This window comes from Bacteroides sp. Phil13, assembly GCF_001940965.1.
Taxonomy (GTDB): Bacteria; Bacteroidota; Bacteroidia; order Bacteroidales; family Bacteroidaceae; genus Bacteroides; species Bacteroides intestinalis.
The window spans coordinates 138,785-157,172 of sequence record NZ_MSHA01000072.1 but is presented as its reverse complement, the minus strand read 5'-3'; the positions used below and the strand labels follow the sequence as shown (position 1 = coordinate 157,172).

Sequence of the window (18,388 nt, the reverse complement as noted above, 5' to 3'; positions counted from 1 at the left end):
GTATATAGATGTTTATGGGTGCCCATAATATTGTTGAATTGGTATTAATATTGTTGAAAAGTTGTTTTCTGAAACAATATTAGCAGACTTTTAAACATAAAAATACGTCTGTCAAGTTCGAACGCCCTACTTTAGCAGCAGAAAATAAATATTCCTTAAACTTTAGTAGTATATGAAACACTTACCCTTATTAATGTATACCACTTTTTGTGGATTGTACTCCATGCAGACAGAAGCAGCAGACAAAAAAGGTGAAAGACCCAATATTCTTTGGCTCACTTTTGAAGATACCAGTGCTTATGAGTTCGGTTGTTACGGTAATAAGGAAGTACATACTCCCAATGCAGACAGTCTTGCTGCTCGTGGTATACAATTTATGAATGCCTGGTCTGTTGCTCCTCAAAGTTCGGCAGCCCGTTCATCGCTCATTACTGGATGCTATTCAAGCACTTACGGAATGGATATTCATCCTGTTCCTTACGATACACCTGCTGATATATTCTTTCCACAACGGTTGCGCGAAGCTGGCTATTATTGCACAAACAATAGCAAAACACATTACAATTCTACCACTGACAACAAAAGTTGCTGGGACGAGTGTAATAACAAAGCCTCTTACAACAGTCCTAAGCGCCGGAAAGACCAGCCTTTTTTTGCTGTATTCAATACTGTAACTTCGCATATGGGACGTATCCGCACTTTTCATACTGACGGGCGGAGAGATTATACTCAAGAGGGTATTTACCCGGCATTGCTTTCATTACCCTCTTACGTTCCCGATCTTCCAGAAGTGCGTTCCGATTATGCTGGTCATCTCGAAGCGGTGCAGGACGTGGATACCTGGCTAGGATTTTTCATGAAAGATCTGAAAGAGAAAGGACTGGATGAAAATACGATTATATTCTTTTTCAGTGATCATGGTGGTTGCATTCCACGCGGAAAGGGATATTTGTATGAAAGTGGGTTGAGAGTACCTCTGATTGTGTACTTCCCGCCCAAATGGCAGCATTTGGCCAACAATGCCACAGGCAAGGAATACAGTTTAGTCAACTTTACGGATTTAGGCCCTACCGTACTTAGTCTTTCAGATATAAAACCTCCCAAACATATGCAAGGAAGAGCCCTGTACGGTAAATTCGCAAGCAGAGAAAAGCGAACAATGCAGTTTGCATTGGCAGCTAACCAATTACATCACTTTATGCCGGTACGTGCTGTTACCGATGGACACTTCAAGTACATTCGCAGTTATATTCCTTATCGTCAGTTTGCTTTGCGCAATTATTACCAATGGGGAATGCCTTCCAATAAAGCATGGGACAAACTGGTGTTGGGGGGACACAATACCAATCCGGATTGGAAACAGACTTTCGAGGCTCATCCAGCGGAAATGTTGTTCGATCTTGAAAAAGATCCGGATGAATTGCATGACTTATCCACATCTCCCGAATATGTGGAAACCTTGTTCAAAATGCGTCAAGCACTATCCGAGCATATCCGTACTACTGGCGACTTGGGATTTTTCCTTCCAGATTCACGCACTGGACACATACTTTATGAAAAAGTGCGCAAGGAGAAATATCCTTTGGACGAACTTTATACACTTGTGGAAACTGCGGGAACGGCAACTGTAACTTCCCTCCCTATGCTGGAGGAAGCACTTTCCAGTCCCTTGTCTGAGATAAGATTTTGGGGAGTGGTGGGGTATGCAAAACTCGCTAGAGAAAAACAAATCAAGACTGCTCCACAAACTTTGCTGAAACTTTTGCAAGATGATAATCCTTATATAGCTTCCGAAGCAGCTTATGCTGTTGCTTATATGGACAAAGCTCAAGAAGGTATTGCACGCCTTGTTACTCCGGTTCAAGAAAAAGATAGAAAAATAGGGTATTCTTCTTTGGAATGTCTATCTTTAGATCCCGAAATGCGTGACTATATCTGGCCGTTTCTGACCGAATTGAAAAAAGCCGCTGAAACCTTGCCGCGTCTTGAAAACGAAGATGCAGGGCTTATGGCGCGCGGTATCCTTGTAAATCTGGGTGAAATGGATATTAAAGATTTGCATGGCTCTGAAGCGTATAAGAAGGGTTTGAAGCTGAATTATGGTCGCAGGCCCATGATACCTTTGCCAAACTAAAAGTGAATTTATGCATAATATCATCAAGCCAATTAACTAAATATCAATAGAGAATGAAAACACACGTATTAATTCCCCTTTGTCTACTCCCTTTAATTGCTGTAAGTCCGGTCCGTGCACAGTCAGAAAACTTAATACCCCTAAAAGAACGTGTAAACGTACAGGCCGATTCGGCCCGTATAAATCAGGTCATTGATAACCGTTGGGTAGCCGTCGGTACCAATAAACCCCATACCATTCAATTGGATTACTCCCGGCCTTTCGGGAACAAGCCTTCTTACCGTTTCGAATTGAAACAGGAAGACAATACTTTGGAAGGCTACGCCAAAGGAGAAACCAAAGGTCGTGCTGAACTTTGCTATTGCTATGCTGTGGCCAATGACTTTCGTAATTATCCGGCCAATGAATACTCCAATGCACAAAAGATGAAGACTGTATATCATTACGGTAAAGGAAGTTGCCCGCAAGGTTCATCCATGGGCTATACATTTTCCGTTTATATTCCGCGGGCTTTGGACAAAGATGTATCCACTATTTTTGCACAATGGCATGGTATGCCGAGCCGTACACTCGTTTCCGATCCTAACGGTAAAGTGATGAAACTTAGTGTTGAAGAGTTTCTTGAACTGGAAAAAAAGATGATTTTCAAGAAGAATATAGCCCATGATAAAATAGCCAGAATCAATGCTAAAGGAGATACTGTCTACAAAGCCGGAAATCCTAATGGTTGGCTGATTGAACAAGGCGGATATCCTCCTCTTGCTTTCGGCTTTTCACAAGGTTATTTCTACATTAAGGCTAATTCGGACCGTAAATGGTTGACGGACAAAACCGACCGTTGCAATGCAAATCCGGACAAGGCAGAGATTATGCGTCCCGTGACTTCCACTTATAAGGCTTCCACAATAGCTTATAAGATGCCGTTCGGCTCTTTCCCGAAAGAGTGTTGGGTAACTTTCCGAGTGAATATAGACTGGACTCTATATGGAAAGGAACAAGAAACTATTCTTAGACCTGGGCTTTTGGATGTGACTATGTCTTACCAGCAAGAAGGTAAAGAACGAAAGAAACATATTGTGAATAACGAAGAGATTCTAATCGGACGCAATGACGAAGAAGGATATTACTTTAAATTTGGTATATACCGTGTTGGAAATAGTACTATTCCAGTTGCTTATAATTTGGCTGGTTATGAAGAATGTGAAAAAACTCAGAGAAATAGGGGGCTCTGAATGATAGTAGAATACGAAGACTAAATAAAACCTTTGCTACTTTCTGCCAACTCCCAAACTTTTTCGTACTTTTGCCCGTTCAAATTATAGAGGTTGGAAGTCATTCCGATCATTCAGTTGTAAATCGTTTAACTGTAAATAATCAAATGTTGACAAAAGTAATAGAGCAGGCCAAAATAGATCGTTTTGCTAGATGGATGGGGCATGCAGAAAGAATTGTAATTGTAGCCCATGTAGCGCCGGATGGCGATGCTATAGGCTCTTCATTGGGGTTATGGCATTTTCTGAATTCACAAGATAAAGTTGCGAATGTCATTGTGCCGAATGCTTTTCCCGACTTTCTGCGATGGATGCCGGGTAGCAAAGATGTATTACTCTATGACCGCTACAAAGAATTTGCCGATAAACTGATCGCTGAGGCTGAAATAATCTGTTGTTTGGATTTCAATGCTTTGAGTCGTATTGATGCAATGGCGGATGCAATAAAGGCAGCAAAAGGGAAGAAGATTTTGGTAGACCATCATCTGTATCCCGAAGATTTTTGTGATATCACAATCTCACATCCTAATATTTCTTCTACTTCGGAGCTTGTATTCCGCTTGATATGCCGCATGGGGTATTTTAATGAAATAACCAAAGAAGGAGCAGAGTGCATCTATACCGGTATGATGACCGATACAGGTGGATTTACTTATAACTCCAATAATCGGGAGATTTATTTTATCATCAGTGAATTACTTTCCAAGGGTATCGATAAGGATGATATTTACCGGAAAGTTTATAATACTTACTCTGAAAGTCGCTTGCGACTGATGGGATATGTGCTTTCAAATATGCAGGTTTATCCCGATTATCATTCTGCCTTGATCTCGTTGACAAAAAATGAGCAGGGACGTTTCAATTATATCCGGGGAGACAGCGAGGGATTTGTAAATATTCCTTTGAGTATAAAAGACGTGGTTTTTTCTTGCTTCCTGCGTGAAGACACGGAAAAGCCGATGATTAAGGTTTCATTGCGTTCTGTGGGTACATTTCCTTGCAATCAATTAGCTGCTGAATTCTTCAATGGAGGCGGACATCTGAATGCTTCCGGTGGTGAATTTTATGGTACGCTGGAGGAAGCAAAGAAAGTCCTGGAACGTGCTTTAGAGAAATTTAAGCCTTTATTGAATGCGAAAGGATAAAAAAAGAGGGGCACAAAGGTTAAAAGATACGAACTTTCCTCGTAGAGCTTTCAACTTTCAACGAAATCGAATACTTTTGTACGGAATTACTAAATAACAGATAATGAAGAAACTTACATTATTCTTTTTGTCTTTGCTGGTATGTGGTCTGGCTTTTCAGGCTTGCGATAACACCAAGACTTATGCAGAAATGCTGGAGGAGGAAAAAGATGCCATCAAAGCATTTATAAAAGACAATAATATTAAGGTTATATCCCAAACGGAGTTTTACAGAAACGACTCGACTACGGATACGCTTAAGAATGAATATGTGCAACTTGCCAGCGGCGTATATATGCAAATACGTGATAAAGGCTCTAAAAATCCTGCCGATACAGTAAAAGCGAACGACCAAATATTGGTACGTTTCATGGAATATGGCCTTATTCAAGGAGATACGACAATGTCTAACTTAGGATTTGCGGAAGTTGTAGATGAATTTAATTATCGGGTAACGAGTTCTTCCATTGCCGGTCAGTTTACGCAAGGATTGATGCTTTCTTATTACCAAACGACTGCTGTTCCTGCCGGTTGGTTAGTACCACTGGCTTATGTACGCGACATGGCACACGTCAGACTGATCGTTCCTTCAAAGATGGGACACAATACAGCTATGCAGTCCGTATACCCTTATTACTATGATATCCGTAAATACCAAATCTATAGGTAATTATAGTATATAACCAACAATCTTTAAATCATTAACCTAATGACTCTAATCAAATCTATCTCTGGAATCCGCGGAACTATTGGCGGAGGAGCGGGTGTGGGCTTGAATCCGCTTGACATTGTGAAATTCACATCAGCGTATGCCACACTTATTCGCAAAACGTGCACGGTAAAAAGCAACAAAATTGTAGTAGGACGCGACGCCCGTATTTCGGGTGAAATGGTAAAGAATGTAGTAGTAGGTACCCTGATGGGCATGGGATGGGATGTAGTGGACATCGATCTGGCTTCTACACCGACCACCGAATTGGCCGTAACTATGGAAGGCGCCAGTGGTGGTATTATCCTGACTGCTTCGCACAATCCGAAACAATGGAATGCCCTGAAATTGCTGAATGAACGCGGCGAATTTCTGAATGCTGCCGAAGGTAACGAAGTACTTCGCATTGCCGAGGCTGAAGAATTTGACTTTGCTGATGTAGATCATCTGGGATCATATCGCAAGGATCTGACTTACAATCAAAAACATATAGACAGTGTGTTGGCGCTTAGTCTGGTGGATGTAGAAGCTATCAGAAAGGCGAACTTCTGCGTGGCTATTGATTGTGTGAACTCTGTGGGTGGTATTATTCTGCCTGAGTTACTGGAACAACTGGGTGTACAACATGTAGAGAAGCTTTACTGTGAACCGACCGGTGATTTCCAACATAATCCCGAACCGCTTGAAAAGAATCTGGGGGACATTATGAATCTGATGAAAGGTGGCAAGGCTGATGTAGCTTTCGTAGTTGACCCTGACGTAGACCGCTTGGCAATGATTTGCGAAGATGGAAAAATGTATGGCGAAGAATATACGCTGGTGAGCGTAGCCGATTATGTGTTGAAACATACTCCGGGTAATACAGTTTCTAACCTGAGTTCTACACGTGCTTTGCGTGATGTAACCCGTAAGTATGGCAAGGAATATTTTGCTTCTGCCGTAGGCGAAGTAAACGTTACTACTAAAATGAAAGAAGTGGGTGCCGTGATCGGTGGTGAAGGCAATGGTGGAGTTATTTATCCGGAAAGTCACTACGGACGTGATGCGCTGGTTGGTATTGCCTTGTTCCTGAGCCATCTGGCACATGAGGGCAAGAAGGTGAGCGAGCTTCGTGCAACTTATCCTGCTTATTTCATGGCAAAGAATCGCGTAGATCTGACTCCTGAAACAGATGTGGATGCTATTCTGGCTAAGGTGAAAGAACTTTATAAGGATGAAGAAATCAATGACATCGATGGTGTGAAAATAGACTTTGCCGATAAGTGGGTACACTTGCGTAAAAGTAACACCGAGCCGATTATCCGCGTGTATAGTGAAGCGTCTACAGCAGAAGCGGCAGAAGAAATTGGTCAGAAGATAATGAAGGTGATTGAAGATCTGGCAAAGTAAAAGTTGTCAAGAGCAGATTTATAAATATTTAGTAAATGGGAGGCCTCGGCTTCCCATTTCTGTTTTCGAAACAGACGGTCTGTTTACTTCAAACGCATGGTTTGTTTGCCTTGGACAGACGGTCTGTCTGCCTCAGATGGATCATCTGTTTCGCTGGGGTGAGTAACTGAAATGCCACATGTCTCTGGGGTAAATGCCAGCCATTTTACTTGTTGAAGTGTGGCGTCGAGGTTGCTGACCTGTGGTATTAGGGGAGTTGACCTGTGGCATTGGGGGCGGAATGATGGGCAGGCAAATAAAAAAACGGAGAAACAATGCTTCTCCGTTTATGCTAATTTAAAATTGAAGTAGATTTAAAAACACAATACAAATATACAACATCAAGAAAGCGATGTCAAGTGTTTCGGTACTTTTATTTTAGTGAAAGTACTTTTTCAATCTCTCCTTCAAAGTTAGGGGTGAATATGCCTTTCCCCAGGTTCTCTTTAATTTCTTCTATGGCCCAGAATCGTCCGCCGTCCAGTTCGTCACTGGGAGTGATCTCACCGTCGTATACGGTTTTGTGTACAAAGACGAGTTCCTTCTCACGTGCGGATTCAAAGACATAATGAGTGACGGTTTCAGGAGTAAAGTCAGTAATACCCAGTTCTTCGCGTACTTCGCGCTTTAGAGCCATTTCTACACTTTCACCCAGGTCTACATGTCCTCCTACGGAAGTATCCCACTTTCCCGGCTGGATATCTTTCCATTCGGGACGTTTCTGCATATACAGCTCGCCTTTGGAATTAAAAACGTGAAGGTGAATGACCGGGTGCAAGAGTTTGCTACCATTATGGCATTCGCCACGTGTAGCGGCACCTGTGATATTTCCCTGTTCGTCGACGATAGGAAACATTTCTTGGTTATTATCGCTGTTCATAATTTTACGGTATTAATAATGAAGAATCTCCATAACTCAGAAAACGGAAGTCATGGCCTAATGCGAAGTCATATATCTTTCGCCAGTTACCTTTTACAAAAGCCGAGACAAGCAATAGCAATGTACTTTGCGGTTGATGGAAATTGGTGACCATGGCGCTTACAATCTTGTAGTCGTATCCCGGTGCGATAATGATCTGCGTGCTGGTGTGCAGGGTTTCCATCTTGTGATGGTTCAGATAGTCGAGTATAGCTTGCAGGGCTTTTACAGATGTGATATTTGCAGCTTCTTCAGCTGTTTCATAAGGTTGCCATTGGCGGACGTGAAGTTCTTCTTCTGTGGCATCCGGATTTTTCAGTAGAGTAACGCCGATATGGTAAAGGCTTTCCAGTGTTCTTACCGAAGTAGTACCTACTGCAATTGCTTTTCCATCGTGTGCTATCAGCTTTTCAATGGTTCCGCGTGACACGGAAATATATTCCGTATGCATTTCGTGCCCTTCAATCTCTTCACTTTTAACGGGTTTGAAAGTACCTGCACCTACGTGCAATGTCAGTTCTTCGAGATCAATACCTTTTTCTTTCAGAGTATCCAGTATACGGGGGGTAAAGTGTAGTCCGGCAGTAGGAGCAGCTACGGAGCCTTTTATTTTAGAATAAACAGTCTGATAGGTTTCCTTGTCACTTTCCTGAGTATCCCGGTTCAGGTATGGCGGAATGGGGAGTTCTCCGAATACTTCAAGAATATCAGCAAAAGTAATCTCCGGATTATCCCAACGGAAATCAACCCAATGGCTGGTGCCATGACATTCACCACGAGTGGCAGTCAGAGTTATCGGTTGCCCTTTTACGGTCATTTCCCGTTTTAGCGTGCCTTCTTTCCATTTCTTCAGATTACCGATCATGCAGAGCCAGGCAGCGTGTTCGGTTTGCTGGAAATTGAGAACATAGTCGTTTGGCTCAATGGGTTCCAGGCAAAATACTTCAATCAGAGCACCGGTATCTTTGCGGAAGTGCAGTCGTGCCTGTATCACTTTCGTATTATTGAATATCATCAGACTTCCGGCCGGCAGGTAGGATGGAAGTGAAGTGAAGCGATCTTCGGAAACTTCGCCGTGACGGTAGACTAGGAGTTTGGACTGATCGCGCATCGGCAGAGGAAATTTGGCAATGCGCTCATCCGGTAATGGATAATTGAATTCGCTGATACGGATATGTTTTGGATCTTCTTTCATGATAAACTTCTTTACGGGCTGCAAAGGTACGGATATTTATCGTCTTTTTTCTATCTTTTTTTATTGAGTTACCGTATCTTTGTAGAACGATTGTTTGTTTAAGCAACTCCAATCATAAATTGTAAATAGCTAAATTGTAAATGATATGATGAAAATTGGTGATAAAGTACGTTTCCTCAATGAAATCGGCGGAGGAATCGTGAAAGGATTCAGGGGGAAAGATATTGTATTGGTGGAAGATGCCGATGGCTTTGATATTCCGATGCCCATGCGTGAGTGCGTAGTAATTGATACGGATGATTATAATATGACCCGGCCGGTGCCGAAGGCAGCTCCGAAGAAAGCGGAGGAGAAGCAGGTACGTTCTTCTATTTCTCACCCGGTTCAGGAAAATAGTGAAGTGCAGCGTTTGTCCAAACCGCAGGTTTCTGTTTACCGTCAGCCGGAAATGCGTGGTGGAGATATTCTGAATGTTTTTCTGGCTTTTGTACCGGAAGATATTAAGGCTGTCAGTACTACTCCTTTCGAATCTTATCTGGTGAATGATAGCAATTACTATCTATATTACACTTACCTCTGTGCAGAAGGAAAAGCATGGAATGTCCGTTCCAATGGAATAGTGGAGCCGAATACGAAGTTGCTGCTGGAAGAATTTGAGAAGGTGGAACTGAATGATCGTGAACATGTTGCAGTACAGTTCATTGCTTTTAAAGAGGATCGTTCTTTTGCTTTGAAGCCGGCAGTCAGTGTAGAACTTCGCATAGATACGGTGAAGTTCTATAAATTACACACATTCCAGGAATCAGAATTCTTTGAGACACCTGCCTTGATTTATGATATAGTGAAAGATGATGTTCCCACCAAACAAGTGTATGTATCAGCTGAAGAATTACAATCTGCTTTGCTGCAAAAGAAAACTGAAGATAAACCAAAGTCTCAGCCAATTGTGAAGCGCGGTGGACAAAATGGTATCATCGAGATTGATTTACATATCGGAGAATTGCTGGACGATACTAAAGGAATGAGTAACAGTGAAATATTGAATTACCAGTTGGACAAATTCCGAGAAGTTCTGGAGCAATATAAGAATAAACGTGAACAGCGCATTGTTTTTATTCACGGTAAGGGTGATGGTGTGTTGCGCAAAGCATTACTGGAAGAACTGAAACGTAAATATCCGAATTTCCGGCATCAGGATGCTTCTTTCCAGGAATATGGTTTCGGAGCGACGATGGTGACGATAAAATAGTTACAAAGCTACAAGCTACGAGCTACAAGTGGCTGGCTTTCATTCCGAAAGGCACTCGTAACTTGTAGCTCGTAGCTTCGTAGCTCTTATATCTTCTTCTTTCCCAAAGGAATAGAAAGTCCGATGAAAGCATTTACATGTTTGGAGTTATTTCCGAAGAACATATAGTCAGTACCCAGCATCAAAGGACCTACCTTGAAGGCAAAGCCGAATGTCTCACCACCTTGAAGCATGGAGTAACTTAATGTAGCGTTGATTAAAGTGTTCGGACGATAATTGGCGGATAAAGTCAATTCGGAATATGTCTTTAACTGACCGAGGCGGGTAGTTGATAATAATCCTACTCCCAGTTTATTATTCAGGAATCCGTATTCTCCTCCTAAAACCATGGTCGGGGATAAGGAAGTGGTGCGGGATTTATTCTCCTTCTTCTGCAAACCGTACAATTCAAAGTCCAGTACATCAGTAGATTCACTGTAATTATCTTTATCAATAGCGATATCTTTGTTTGATTCGGCTATCTGGGTGCTTGATTTACCCCAAGAGATAAAACCTAAGTCGAGGATGGCAGCAGAGAACGTAAGGTTCTTCATCACTTGATAGCTTGCTCCCAGATCTAAGCCTGCTCCGTATCCACTGATACCGAAATTATTGTAGTCCAGATCTGTGATGTATCCATTTTCTTCTTCCAAGTCCAGACCTTTAGCAGAGGCTTCCAGATAGGCATCTGATTTTAGCTGGAATTCGGAGTCTAATCCTGCCTCTTTGCCTGATATATAAAGTTGGTTGATTTTTAAATTCAGGTTTCCGGCACCTAACAATAGTTTGGCTTTACCACCTATGGTCAGACGGTCGTTTATGGCACGTGAATAACCTGCCCCCACCTCTATATAAGAGTTCAGACGCAATTTCTCATTCTGGATATTAAAGGTTCTGCTACTTCCCCAAGTAAAATCTTCTGTATCTATGGCACGCAGATATTCGAACATGGTTTTAGGAATAGTTGCATCCACATCTACACGTGCTCCTACATTGAATGACCAGAATCCTTTGCCTCTATAGAATCCGAAAGAGATGACATCCGTATTAAGATTGATGTTCAGCTCATTCATTCCCTTCAGGCGGTTGTAGAACTTGTCATTGTTATAAAACTCTCCGTCGGAGTCGAAGACGTCGATAACATCCTGGATGCCCAATGCATTGGATGATACTTCGGCGGTCAATGACCCGATAACGGGTAGATTGATATAGCCACGCTTGGGCTGCGCTGCGGGGTTTAGTTGCATACGGGTACTGCTACCGTCCATAAAGTAAGATGAGCGCATGTACTGCGCTTGCATGGCTGTGGGGAGAAGAAAAGAGATGCAAATCCCCAGAAGTAAAAGCTTTCTCATTGTGCTTCGTAAATTGTGGGTTACTGTTAATGATTACTTATATTTGTTGTTGCAAAGTTAAAATACTTATTTGCTATATGCAAATATTAAGTTGCAGAAAAGCAGGTTAAATGAATATAATACGGAAATATGTGGTTCGAAGACAGGATTAATAGGGGAAAACTATTTTCTTTGCGCCACTTTATTCTTCGTTGTCCTTCTGATTTTGGAGTGATTGCAAGAGGGACTCAAAAAGAGCTGATTAAACTTTTATGAGGAAAATTTAAACAGGCTCTTAATGAGAGGAAGACTTATTTATTTTCTTCATCATCAAAAAAGTTCTCTGCCAGATTCGTGCATCCATTTGCAACTTTTTCAAACCAGCGTTTACGTGATTTCTTTTCTTTTTCAAACATTTCTTTCGTTCCCTCTACTGAAGTTTGAAAACTCATTACATTGGTCACGGAGATAGTAGCAGCTACCTTTTCTACATCTTGATTGGCTCCGATATAGGTAAATACCCAGCCTTTGCTTCTCAAACTATCAACTAAAGCTTTGATAGCTTCTCCACTGTATTCTTGAGAGGCGTTCTCATAACCGTCTGTAATAATGGTAACTAATACTTTATCCTCTTCTGTAATACTTTTGCGAAGTTTATTCAGTGATAAGCCCATAGCGTCATAGAGAGGGGTGCAACAGTCAGGTATATACAGTTTGTCCGTCAACTCTTCCACTTGGTTTGCCTGCTTGCAGTCGTAGATGTTTTTCACGGAACTACTGTTGAACGAAACGAGTGATACATAATGTTCTTGTTCTTCATGCTGTTTTTGCGCATTACGAATTGTCTGTATGGTTTCATTTACTCCGGTGATGGCTTGTTGTTTGATGCTTTCCATGGAGCCACTTTCGTCCAGAATGATAAGATTAAAGATTTTTGTTTTCATGTTTTTTACTTTTAATGATGTTTTTGATACTTATTTAAATGCATAACCTATTTCAGCTCTTCTCTTTGTACTTCATCCACTCCCTCTATGCGGTTGACGTGGCTGATAACGATCTGTAACTCATTGAATGAGTGGACAGAAAAATTTATGAAGCAGTCTACTATTTCGTCTGTTGTAGTGGTGTGCAAACTTTCAATGGAAAGTTTTAGTTTATTGGTGATACAGTCGATCAGGTCACTTAACAGATGATAGCGGTCTATTGCCCTGATATGAATTCGTACCGGATACAGGATATCACTGTCTTCTTTGAATTCGATAGATACAATAGAATCACCCTTCTGTGAAGCCAAACGGATAGCTGTGGGACAATCACGTTTATGAATGGTTACTGATTTGTCATTTTCTGTAAATCCGATAACTTCATCTCCCGGAAGTGGATGACAGTAGGGGCAACGTTGATATGGTATTTTTTTCATCCGATACAGATAAGTGCGCAAATAGCGTTTGGCCTTGTATGTTAAGACGTGATTAATCCAATCCGGCTGTGGATGTGTCTGTTCATTAGCTCCGATTTCGATACAATCCCCACGATGAAGTACGGTTTTGATAGAGCATAATTTTCCATTGATGCGGGCGTACTGGGCATGTTCTCCTAACCGGCTGTGTATTTCAAAGGCGAAGTCCAAAGCCGTGGCATGTTGTGGTAGAATTACCGCTTGCCCCTTGGGAGTAAAGACCATAATATCATCATTATAAAAAGATGAAACGACATTTTCAATGAACCAACCATCTTGACTGTGATAAGCAATATCTTGTAAGACGAATTTGAACTTTTCTATCCACTTTTTGACATTATTTTCTGAACGGCTGGCTACACAACCGAACTGCGAATTATAGATCATTCGTTCGCTGCTGATATGTATTTCTTCCCACGCACCGTATTCGGACAGTAACTTTACATGGAAACTTTGATAGCCGTTTTCTTTAGGAGAATCCACATAATTGGCAATACTGCCCGGCTTTTCTTTGAATGTATCTGTCAATAGCGAGTAGATTCTCAGGCATACGTTCTTTTCTGATGCTTCTATGTCATCGGGAAAAACGATCTGGATGAAATGCCTGTGGTCCAGATGCTTGAAATCCTTATGGGATAGATTTATTTTACGCCACAGGCTGTAGGGCATTCTATATTGTACTTCTATCTTTGCTTGAATATTATGCTTTTGAAGAATATTTCCTATCTTATCTGTGAAAGCTTTCAGATCGGAATAATTATCAGTTTTGTCTTGTTGAAGCAGCTCCACGAACTGTGCATATTCATGTGGACAACGGAAGCGGAAACTGAGATTCTCCAGTTCTGTTTTTATCTCGTACAAGCCTAAGCGATTGGCTAAAGGGGCATAGAAATAATCTGTTTCACCTGCTATCTTCATTTGCTTGTCAGGTTTCATGCTGTTGAGCGTGCGCATATTATGCAGGCGGTCCGCTAACTTTATCAGGATGGCACGTATGTCATAATGTACAGAATCGAGCATCTGTTTGAAATTATCCAGTTGTTTGGACATCTCGTAGTGTTCTTTCTTCTGTTTGGTTACCACACGCACTAAGAAAGCGACATCTTCACCGAATAGTTTTTCTATGTCTTCTACAGTATGTGGTGTGTCTTCTACCACATCGTGCAGAAAGGCGGCAATCACGGGGTTTGCTCCCAGCATAAGTTCTTCTGCAACGATACGGGCTACTGCAATCGGATGAATGATATACGGTTCTCCTGTTTTGCGCGTCTGCCCCTTGTGAGCTTCATAAGCCAGTTGATAAGCTGCCTTGATTTGTTCCATCTCTTTTGGAGTGACTCGTTGCTCCATCGTGTGGAAAAGATTTTCCACACGTTCTTTTATCAGTTTTTCGTAATCTTGTTCCATAGTCTTTATGAATGATATTGTTATTTTACCCGCTCTCCTTTGCCATTCAGTAGCACACCGTAACCATCCTGAGATTCGCAGAGATATAGATCTGCACTTACAGCGGTGATGACGCTATATGAAGGCGGTGTGATGATTTGACCATCCGGTGACATCAGGCCGTACCACCCCTGTTCTGCCTGATAGCACATACATCCGGTGATTGCCTGCACATGGGTTGGTTCATTATCTTCCGTTTCACTTATTACTTTGCCATTATCATCGTAGTTTTTTGTGGTGCTATAGCGTAATTCATTTGTCGGATAGGTGATTTTCTCTACATTGCTGATGTAGAAGTCATCGATGAGATTGCCTTGCAGATCATATTGACGCATAGTGTGATCTTGCATCGTGCCGAAGATAATACCGTCATAAATCCAATAACTTGCTTTGGTGTAAGGAATGATAGTATTTAACTTAGTGTCCATCACTGTTTCTTCTATGCCGTTATTTATTACCAGCAGTGTGTCATATTGCCGGATAGAAAAATATTGCGGTTCTAAAATCCACTTGCCGGTTGGATCTATCAGCCCTACCCTGTTTCTACATTCATTATGTACCACACAAAATCCATTATGGAACACATATCCCTCCATACCCGGAATATAGGGTTGATGATTGTCGATAATCACTTTACCGGTCGGATCGATAAATTTTATCCAACCATTATCATCAACTGAAGCCAAACCATCAGAGAATATCCATGCGTGGTTGTATTGAGGCTTTATGACTGTTTTGCCGGTGAACTTGTTGAAGTATCCACGCCGTTTGCCATCGCTGTAGCATATTAACGAATCGTCTCCCAAAGGTTTTGCTATCCACAGAATATCTTTCAGTGTCTTGTTACCATCTCGGTCGATGACATATCCCTTTCCATGGTAGCCTGAACGGCAAAAAGTTGCGTTGCGTGAAAGATATTGTGTATAGACATCTTCCGTAGTGTCGGTAAATGTAATGTCGTAGCGGCTACATAATGTTTCAAAAAAGCTGCAGCTTGCAGCAACAGTGCATAAAATAACGAATAAGGTGAAGCAGGTGCCGACGATGCGACGCAAGAGTTTTCCATACCTTGAGTCATCTTTCATTCCCAAGACTTCTGTAATCCAATTGGCAATGCCGGTCAGAATACCGGTCAGTCCATGCCAAAACAAAATAATTGCTCGTTTCATTTTTAATCCTCCATTTCATAGTGATAGGAAATATTATTTTTATCGCAGAATTCTTTTAATCGGATAATATCATTATCCGCATGAGGCAATCTGTCAAGAGCCCATTTCAGACCGTTTTCATTCTTAATACCAAGAGCGGTAAGTAGAATCTTAGCATCAATATCTTTAATGATATACGTCGGATCCGGATAGCTACCAAAACATGAACCGCCACTGGCATCATAACTGAAAAAGTATTTTCCATCAATAATTCTATATTCTGCCATAAAAGTATTTTTCTTGTGCCTCTTCTTCATTCTTATTGTAATTTTGAAATTCTTTTTCAAAGGGTTGGAGATTCCCGTTTGGATTATGCTTATGCCCGGTATTGTGATCGTCAAGAATTGCAAAAACTATTTTCTTGAACCGATTCTTGAACTCCGCTTCATCCATTACTTCGTGGAATATTCGGGCGACGTGGGCAGGTGGATTACGGAATGCTCCACATCCCATAGCTCCAAGCACGAGGGAATCATTATTGTTGGCAAGTGCAATGCGGAAGATAGTACGCATCTTGTTCTTCGTGGCATCCACAAGATACGGTACAATCAATCCGTCCGTACCCAGTTCCGGACGATTGATGGCGGGGACGGCTATGAAGTCAAGGTAATACGGTTCTTCAAGCAAAGGATAACCATCAGTTTCCGTTCCACGAAACACGCAGGCTTGAGGAGTATAAATGCCGCCCCAATTACGGTCGAGAGGATATTGGTCGGTTGATTTGTCCAACCCATACTCCTCGGCATAAGGTGCAAACTGAAATAGCGAACGAAAAAGATTAGTACGACGGAACAGGTTTTCTTCTTGGGCTCCTGCACCGCTATATACGCCACCACCCGGATTTTGTCGGCTTGCCATATTCAGTACAGCGGGATGAAGACCTTCATCCAATAGTGACTTGGCAACAACCAATGTATCGCCATTTATGGTATGAACGATGGTTTGCATTTCCGCCTGAGTATTGGCTGATGATATCTGCTCACAATAGAATTTAGTGTGGTGTATCATCGAAGCTTCGCCTGCAATCTGTATGGTTTTGCCTGCTGAAATATATCCACTGTTACTTATGCGTGTGACTGTATCTTGAAATACTTCCGCACGTAGCTTGCGTAGTTGGTTCCTATCCTTGTTTTGTGAAGCAAGTAGGAATTCTTTTTTCCATATTTCAGCATTCCATGTATTTGTCATAAGTTTATATGTTTAAATTCAACCATCCTAAAATAGCTATCGATATTTATCTTACTTCCGGTAGGATGTTGTTTTACCGAGATACAGGTCATCAGCGATATGCAATATCACATCATGCAATTCCAAGTCGTCTTTGTAGAATTGTGGTATTGCATCGTAACCGATGGCAGCACCTAACAAGTTACCGGTCACAGCACCTGTAGAATCACTGTCACCTGCATGATTTACAGCCGCAATCATAGCTCTTTCGAAGTTCTCAAAATAGGTCAAAGCACAGTAGATGGCTATGGCGACGGTTTCTTCAGCTACCCATCCGCCACCCAACTCATCTTCGATGGCACGTACATCATCTGTCGGGATATCCGACAAAAGGACCGCTTTCTTTATCAAGGAAACAAATTTCTCTACTTCTTCGGCATGGTTGGCGAACATTCGTTGCGTGGATTCCAACCCTTCCTGAATGTAGTTTCTGAATGTCTCCTTCTCCGGATGCTCGTCGGTAGCCAGACGATAAATGATATGGGCGGTAAAGGCTGCCGGAATAAAACCTAACGGATGCTGGTGAGTAAGTCTTGCTGCATCTGCGGCAAGGCGGTCAAGAGCATCTATATCTGATATTCGTCCTTGGGCTACACCGTATAAAGGGATAGGGGCGATACGCATAACGCCACCACACCCTTTACTGTTATTATGAGAATCCCTCCCGGCAATAATCTCAGAAAGGGCAGTGAGGCAGGTATTACCGGGGGCTCTGCGTTGATTCAGTTCCGGAATATCCCCGATCCAACATTCCTTAAAACGCTTGTTTCTCCTGCCTGATTGCGTATAATACCACTCTATATAAGCTTCACAAATATTAGGAATGAGAGCATTTTCTTTTTCTTTTGCATTCAGAATGCCACAGGCTGTAAACAGTGTCATTTGTGTATCATCAGAAACCCAAGCCTTTCCGGTGGAACAGTCTTCGCCCTTCCACCATTGTCCGGTATCCAGACGGGTAATTCCTGCGTTCCCATATTTCCTTTGAATACCTGCATACGAGTCTATAAACTCTACAGGATAGCCTAAAGCATCACCTATGGCTCCACCTATCAATGAGCCGCGTATTCTGTCTTTTTGTATTTTCTCGTCCATACTATTATATCTTTTTATTGTCAGTTTGCTATGCTGTTATTGATTTGTTTGCTTGAGATTTGTAATAACATATCCTCCGGTTGTTGATATATTAGCCGCATTATACGGGGTATGCAAGCATCGATTGCGTTATAACAAGTGTGTATCATTGCATTCAGAATCGAGTAGTTGATAGCACCGTTGTCTGTATTGACCATCATCGTAGATACGATTTCTCCGTCTTCTTCGTCCATGTTGAGGCATATTCCGGGAGCTTCATTGTTCATCTTGTTCAGAAGAAGTATGGCGGCGGTTCTTTTCTCTTCCGGAACTTTGATCGGCATAGGCATGTGGCATCTCATCCAGTCGTTTTCTTCGTTGTACAGAATGAAGGCTCTTATGTTCATGCCGTTGCTTGTCATGCCAAATGTATAGAAGTGGTTTTCTTCGTCACATTGAAAATCTGCACCAACGCTTTCCAGGAATTCTTGTAGGTGCATTCTTAAGGGTTT

The 18,388-nt window shown here is 41.9% G+C and carries 16 protein-coding genes; 6 read left to right on the top strand and 10 right to left on the bottom strand.

The genetic code is table 11. The annotated features are described in order from the left end of the window. Positions 1-172 precede the first annotated feature (172 nt). The 5 genes from BWI44_RS13680 (at position 173) to glmM (ending at position 6,687) form a co-directional block, all read left to right on the top strand. On the top strand, positions 173-2,134 hold the full coding sequence (locus BWI44_RS13680; RefSeq protein WP_195208445.1) for a sulfatase family protein: 1,962 nt from the start codon (positions 173-175) through the stop codon (positions 2,132-2,134). 53 nt (positions 2,135-2,187) lie between these two features. Then, positions 2,188-3,366, top strand: a complete 1,179-nt coding sequence (locus BWI44_RS13675) for a heparin lyase I family protein (RefSeq protein WP_195208444.1) — start codon at positions 2,188-2,190, stop codon at positions 3,364-3,366. Positions 3,367-3,512: 146 nt separating this feature from the next. Beyond that, entirely contained in the window at positions 3,513-4,550 is a 1,038-nt protein-coding gene (locus BWI44_RS13670) for a DHH family phosphoesterase (protein ID WP_007659841.1), read from the top strand. A gap of 103 nt (positions 4,551-4,653) precedes the next feature. Beyond that, the gene (bamK, locus tag BWI44_RS13665; protein WP_195208443.1) at positions 4,654-5,259 is read left to right on the top strand and encodes a BamK family beta-barrel-assembly machinery protein; all 606 of its coding nucleotides are present in this window, start codon (positions 4,654-4,656) and stop codon (positions 5,257-5,259) included. 39 nt (positions 5,260-5,298) lie between these two features. After that, the gene (glmM, locus tag BWI44_RS13660; RefSeq protein WP_044533367.1) at positions 5,299-6,687 is read left to right on the top strand and encodes a phosphoglucosamine mutase; all 1,389 of its coding nucleotides are present in this window, start codon (positions 5,299-5,301) and stop codon (positions 6,685-6,687) included. 412 nt (positions 6,688-7,099) lie between these two features. Here the strand turns inward: glmM and BWI44_RS13655 are convergent, their stop codons facing one another. Beyond that, positions 7,100-7,606, bottom strand: coding sequence for an NUDIX hydrolase (locus tag BWI44_RS13655; protein ID WP_115503522.1), 507 nt, complete (start codon positions 7,604-7,606; stop codon positions 7,100-7,102). Positions 7,607-7,610: 4 nt separating this feature from the next. After that, the gene (locus BWI44_RS13650) at positions 7,611-8,840 is read right to left on the bottom strand and encodes an S-adenosylmethionine:tRNA ribosyltransferase-isomerase (protein ID WP_195208442.1); all 1,230 of its coding nucleotides are present in this window, start codon (positions 8,838-8,840) and stop codon (positions 7,611-7,613) included. A 148-nt stretch (positions 8,841-8,988) separates the two neighbouring features. Here BWI44_RS13650 and BWI44_RS13645 point away from each other — a divergent pair, with 148 nt between their 5' ends. Beyond that, positions 8,989-10,089 carry a DUF2027 domain-containing protein gene (locus BWI44_RS13645; RefSeq protein WP_195208483.1) on the top strand — a complete coding sequence of 367 codons (1,101 nt, stop codon included), beginning with the start codon at positions 8,989-8,991 and terminating at the stop codon, positions 10,087-10,089. An 86-nt stretch (positions 10,090-10,175) separates the two neighbouring features. Here BWI44_RS13645 and BWI44_RS13640 read toward each other — a convergent pair whose 3' ends face one another. The 8 genes from BWI44_RS13640 to BWI44_RS13605 form a co-directional block, all read right to left on the bottom strand. Next, entirely contained in the window at positions 10,176-11,483 is a 1,308-nt protein-coding gene (locus BWI44_RS13640) for a DUF5723 family protein (protein ID WP_195208441.1), read from the bottom strand. 290 nt (positions 11,484-11,773) lie between these two features. Continuing rightward, positions 11,774-12,406: a vWA domain-containing protein gene (locus tag BWI44_RS13635; protein ID WP_195208440.1), complete on the bottom strand. Its 633-nt coding sequence runs from the start codon at positions 12,404-12,406 to the stop codon at positions 11,774-11,776. Positions 12,407-12,453: 47 nt separating this feature from the next. After that, entirely contained in the window at positions 12,454-14,328 is a 1,875-nt protein-coding gene (locus tag BWI44_RS13630; RefSeq protein ID WP_195208482.1) for a RelA/SpoT family protein, read from the bottom strand. Positions 14,329-14,348: 20 nt separating this feature from the next. Next, positions 14,349-15,536 carry a WG repeat-containing protein gene (locus BWI44_RS13625; RefSeq protein ID WP_138291833.1) on the bottom strand — a complete coding sequence of 396 codons (1,188 nt, stop codon included), beginning with the start codon at positions 15,534-15,536 and terminating at the stop codon, positions 14,349-14,351. A 2-nt stretch (positions 15,537-15,538) separates the two neighbouring features. Next, positions 15,539-15,802: a hypothetical protein gene (locus BWI44_RS13620; RefSeq protein WP_138291834.1), complete on the bottom strand. Its 264-nt coding sequence runs from the start codon at positions 15,800-15,802 to the stop codon at positions 15,539-15,541. Beyond that, on the bottom strand, positions 15,789-16,763 hold the full coding sequence (locus BWI44_RS13615) for a TIGR02452 family protein (RefSeq protein ID WP_195208439.1): 975 nt from the start codon (positions 16,761-16,763) through the stop codon (positions 15,789-15,791). The genes BWI44_RS13620 and BWI44_RS13615 overlap by 14 nt, the downstream gene beginning before the upstream one ends. A gap of 51 nt (positions 16,764-16,814) precedes the next feature. Then, complete coding sequence (locus BWI44_RS13610) at positions 16,815-17,897, bottom strand: ADP-ribosylglycohydrolase family protein (RefSeq protein WP_195208438.1); 1,083 nt, start codon at positions 17,895-17,897, stop codon at positions 16,815-16,817. 20 nt (positions 17,898-17,917) lie between these two features. Continuing rightward, positions 17,918-18,376: a type III secretion system chaperone family protein gene (locus tag BWI44_RS13605; RefSeq protein WP_195208437.1), complete on the bottom strand. Its 459-nt coding sequence runs from the start codon at positions 18,374-18,376 to the stop codon at positions 17,918-17,920. Positions 18,377-18,388 lie beyond the last annotated feature (12 nt).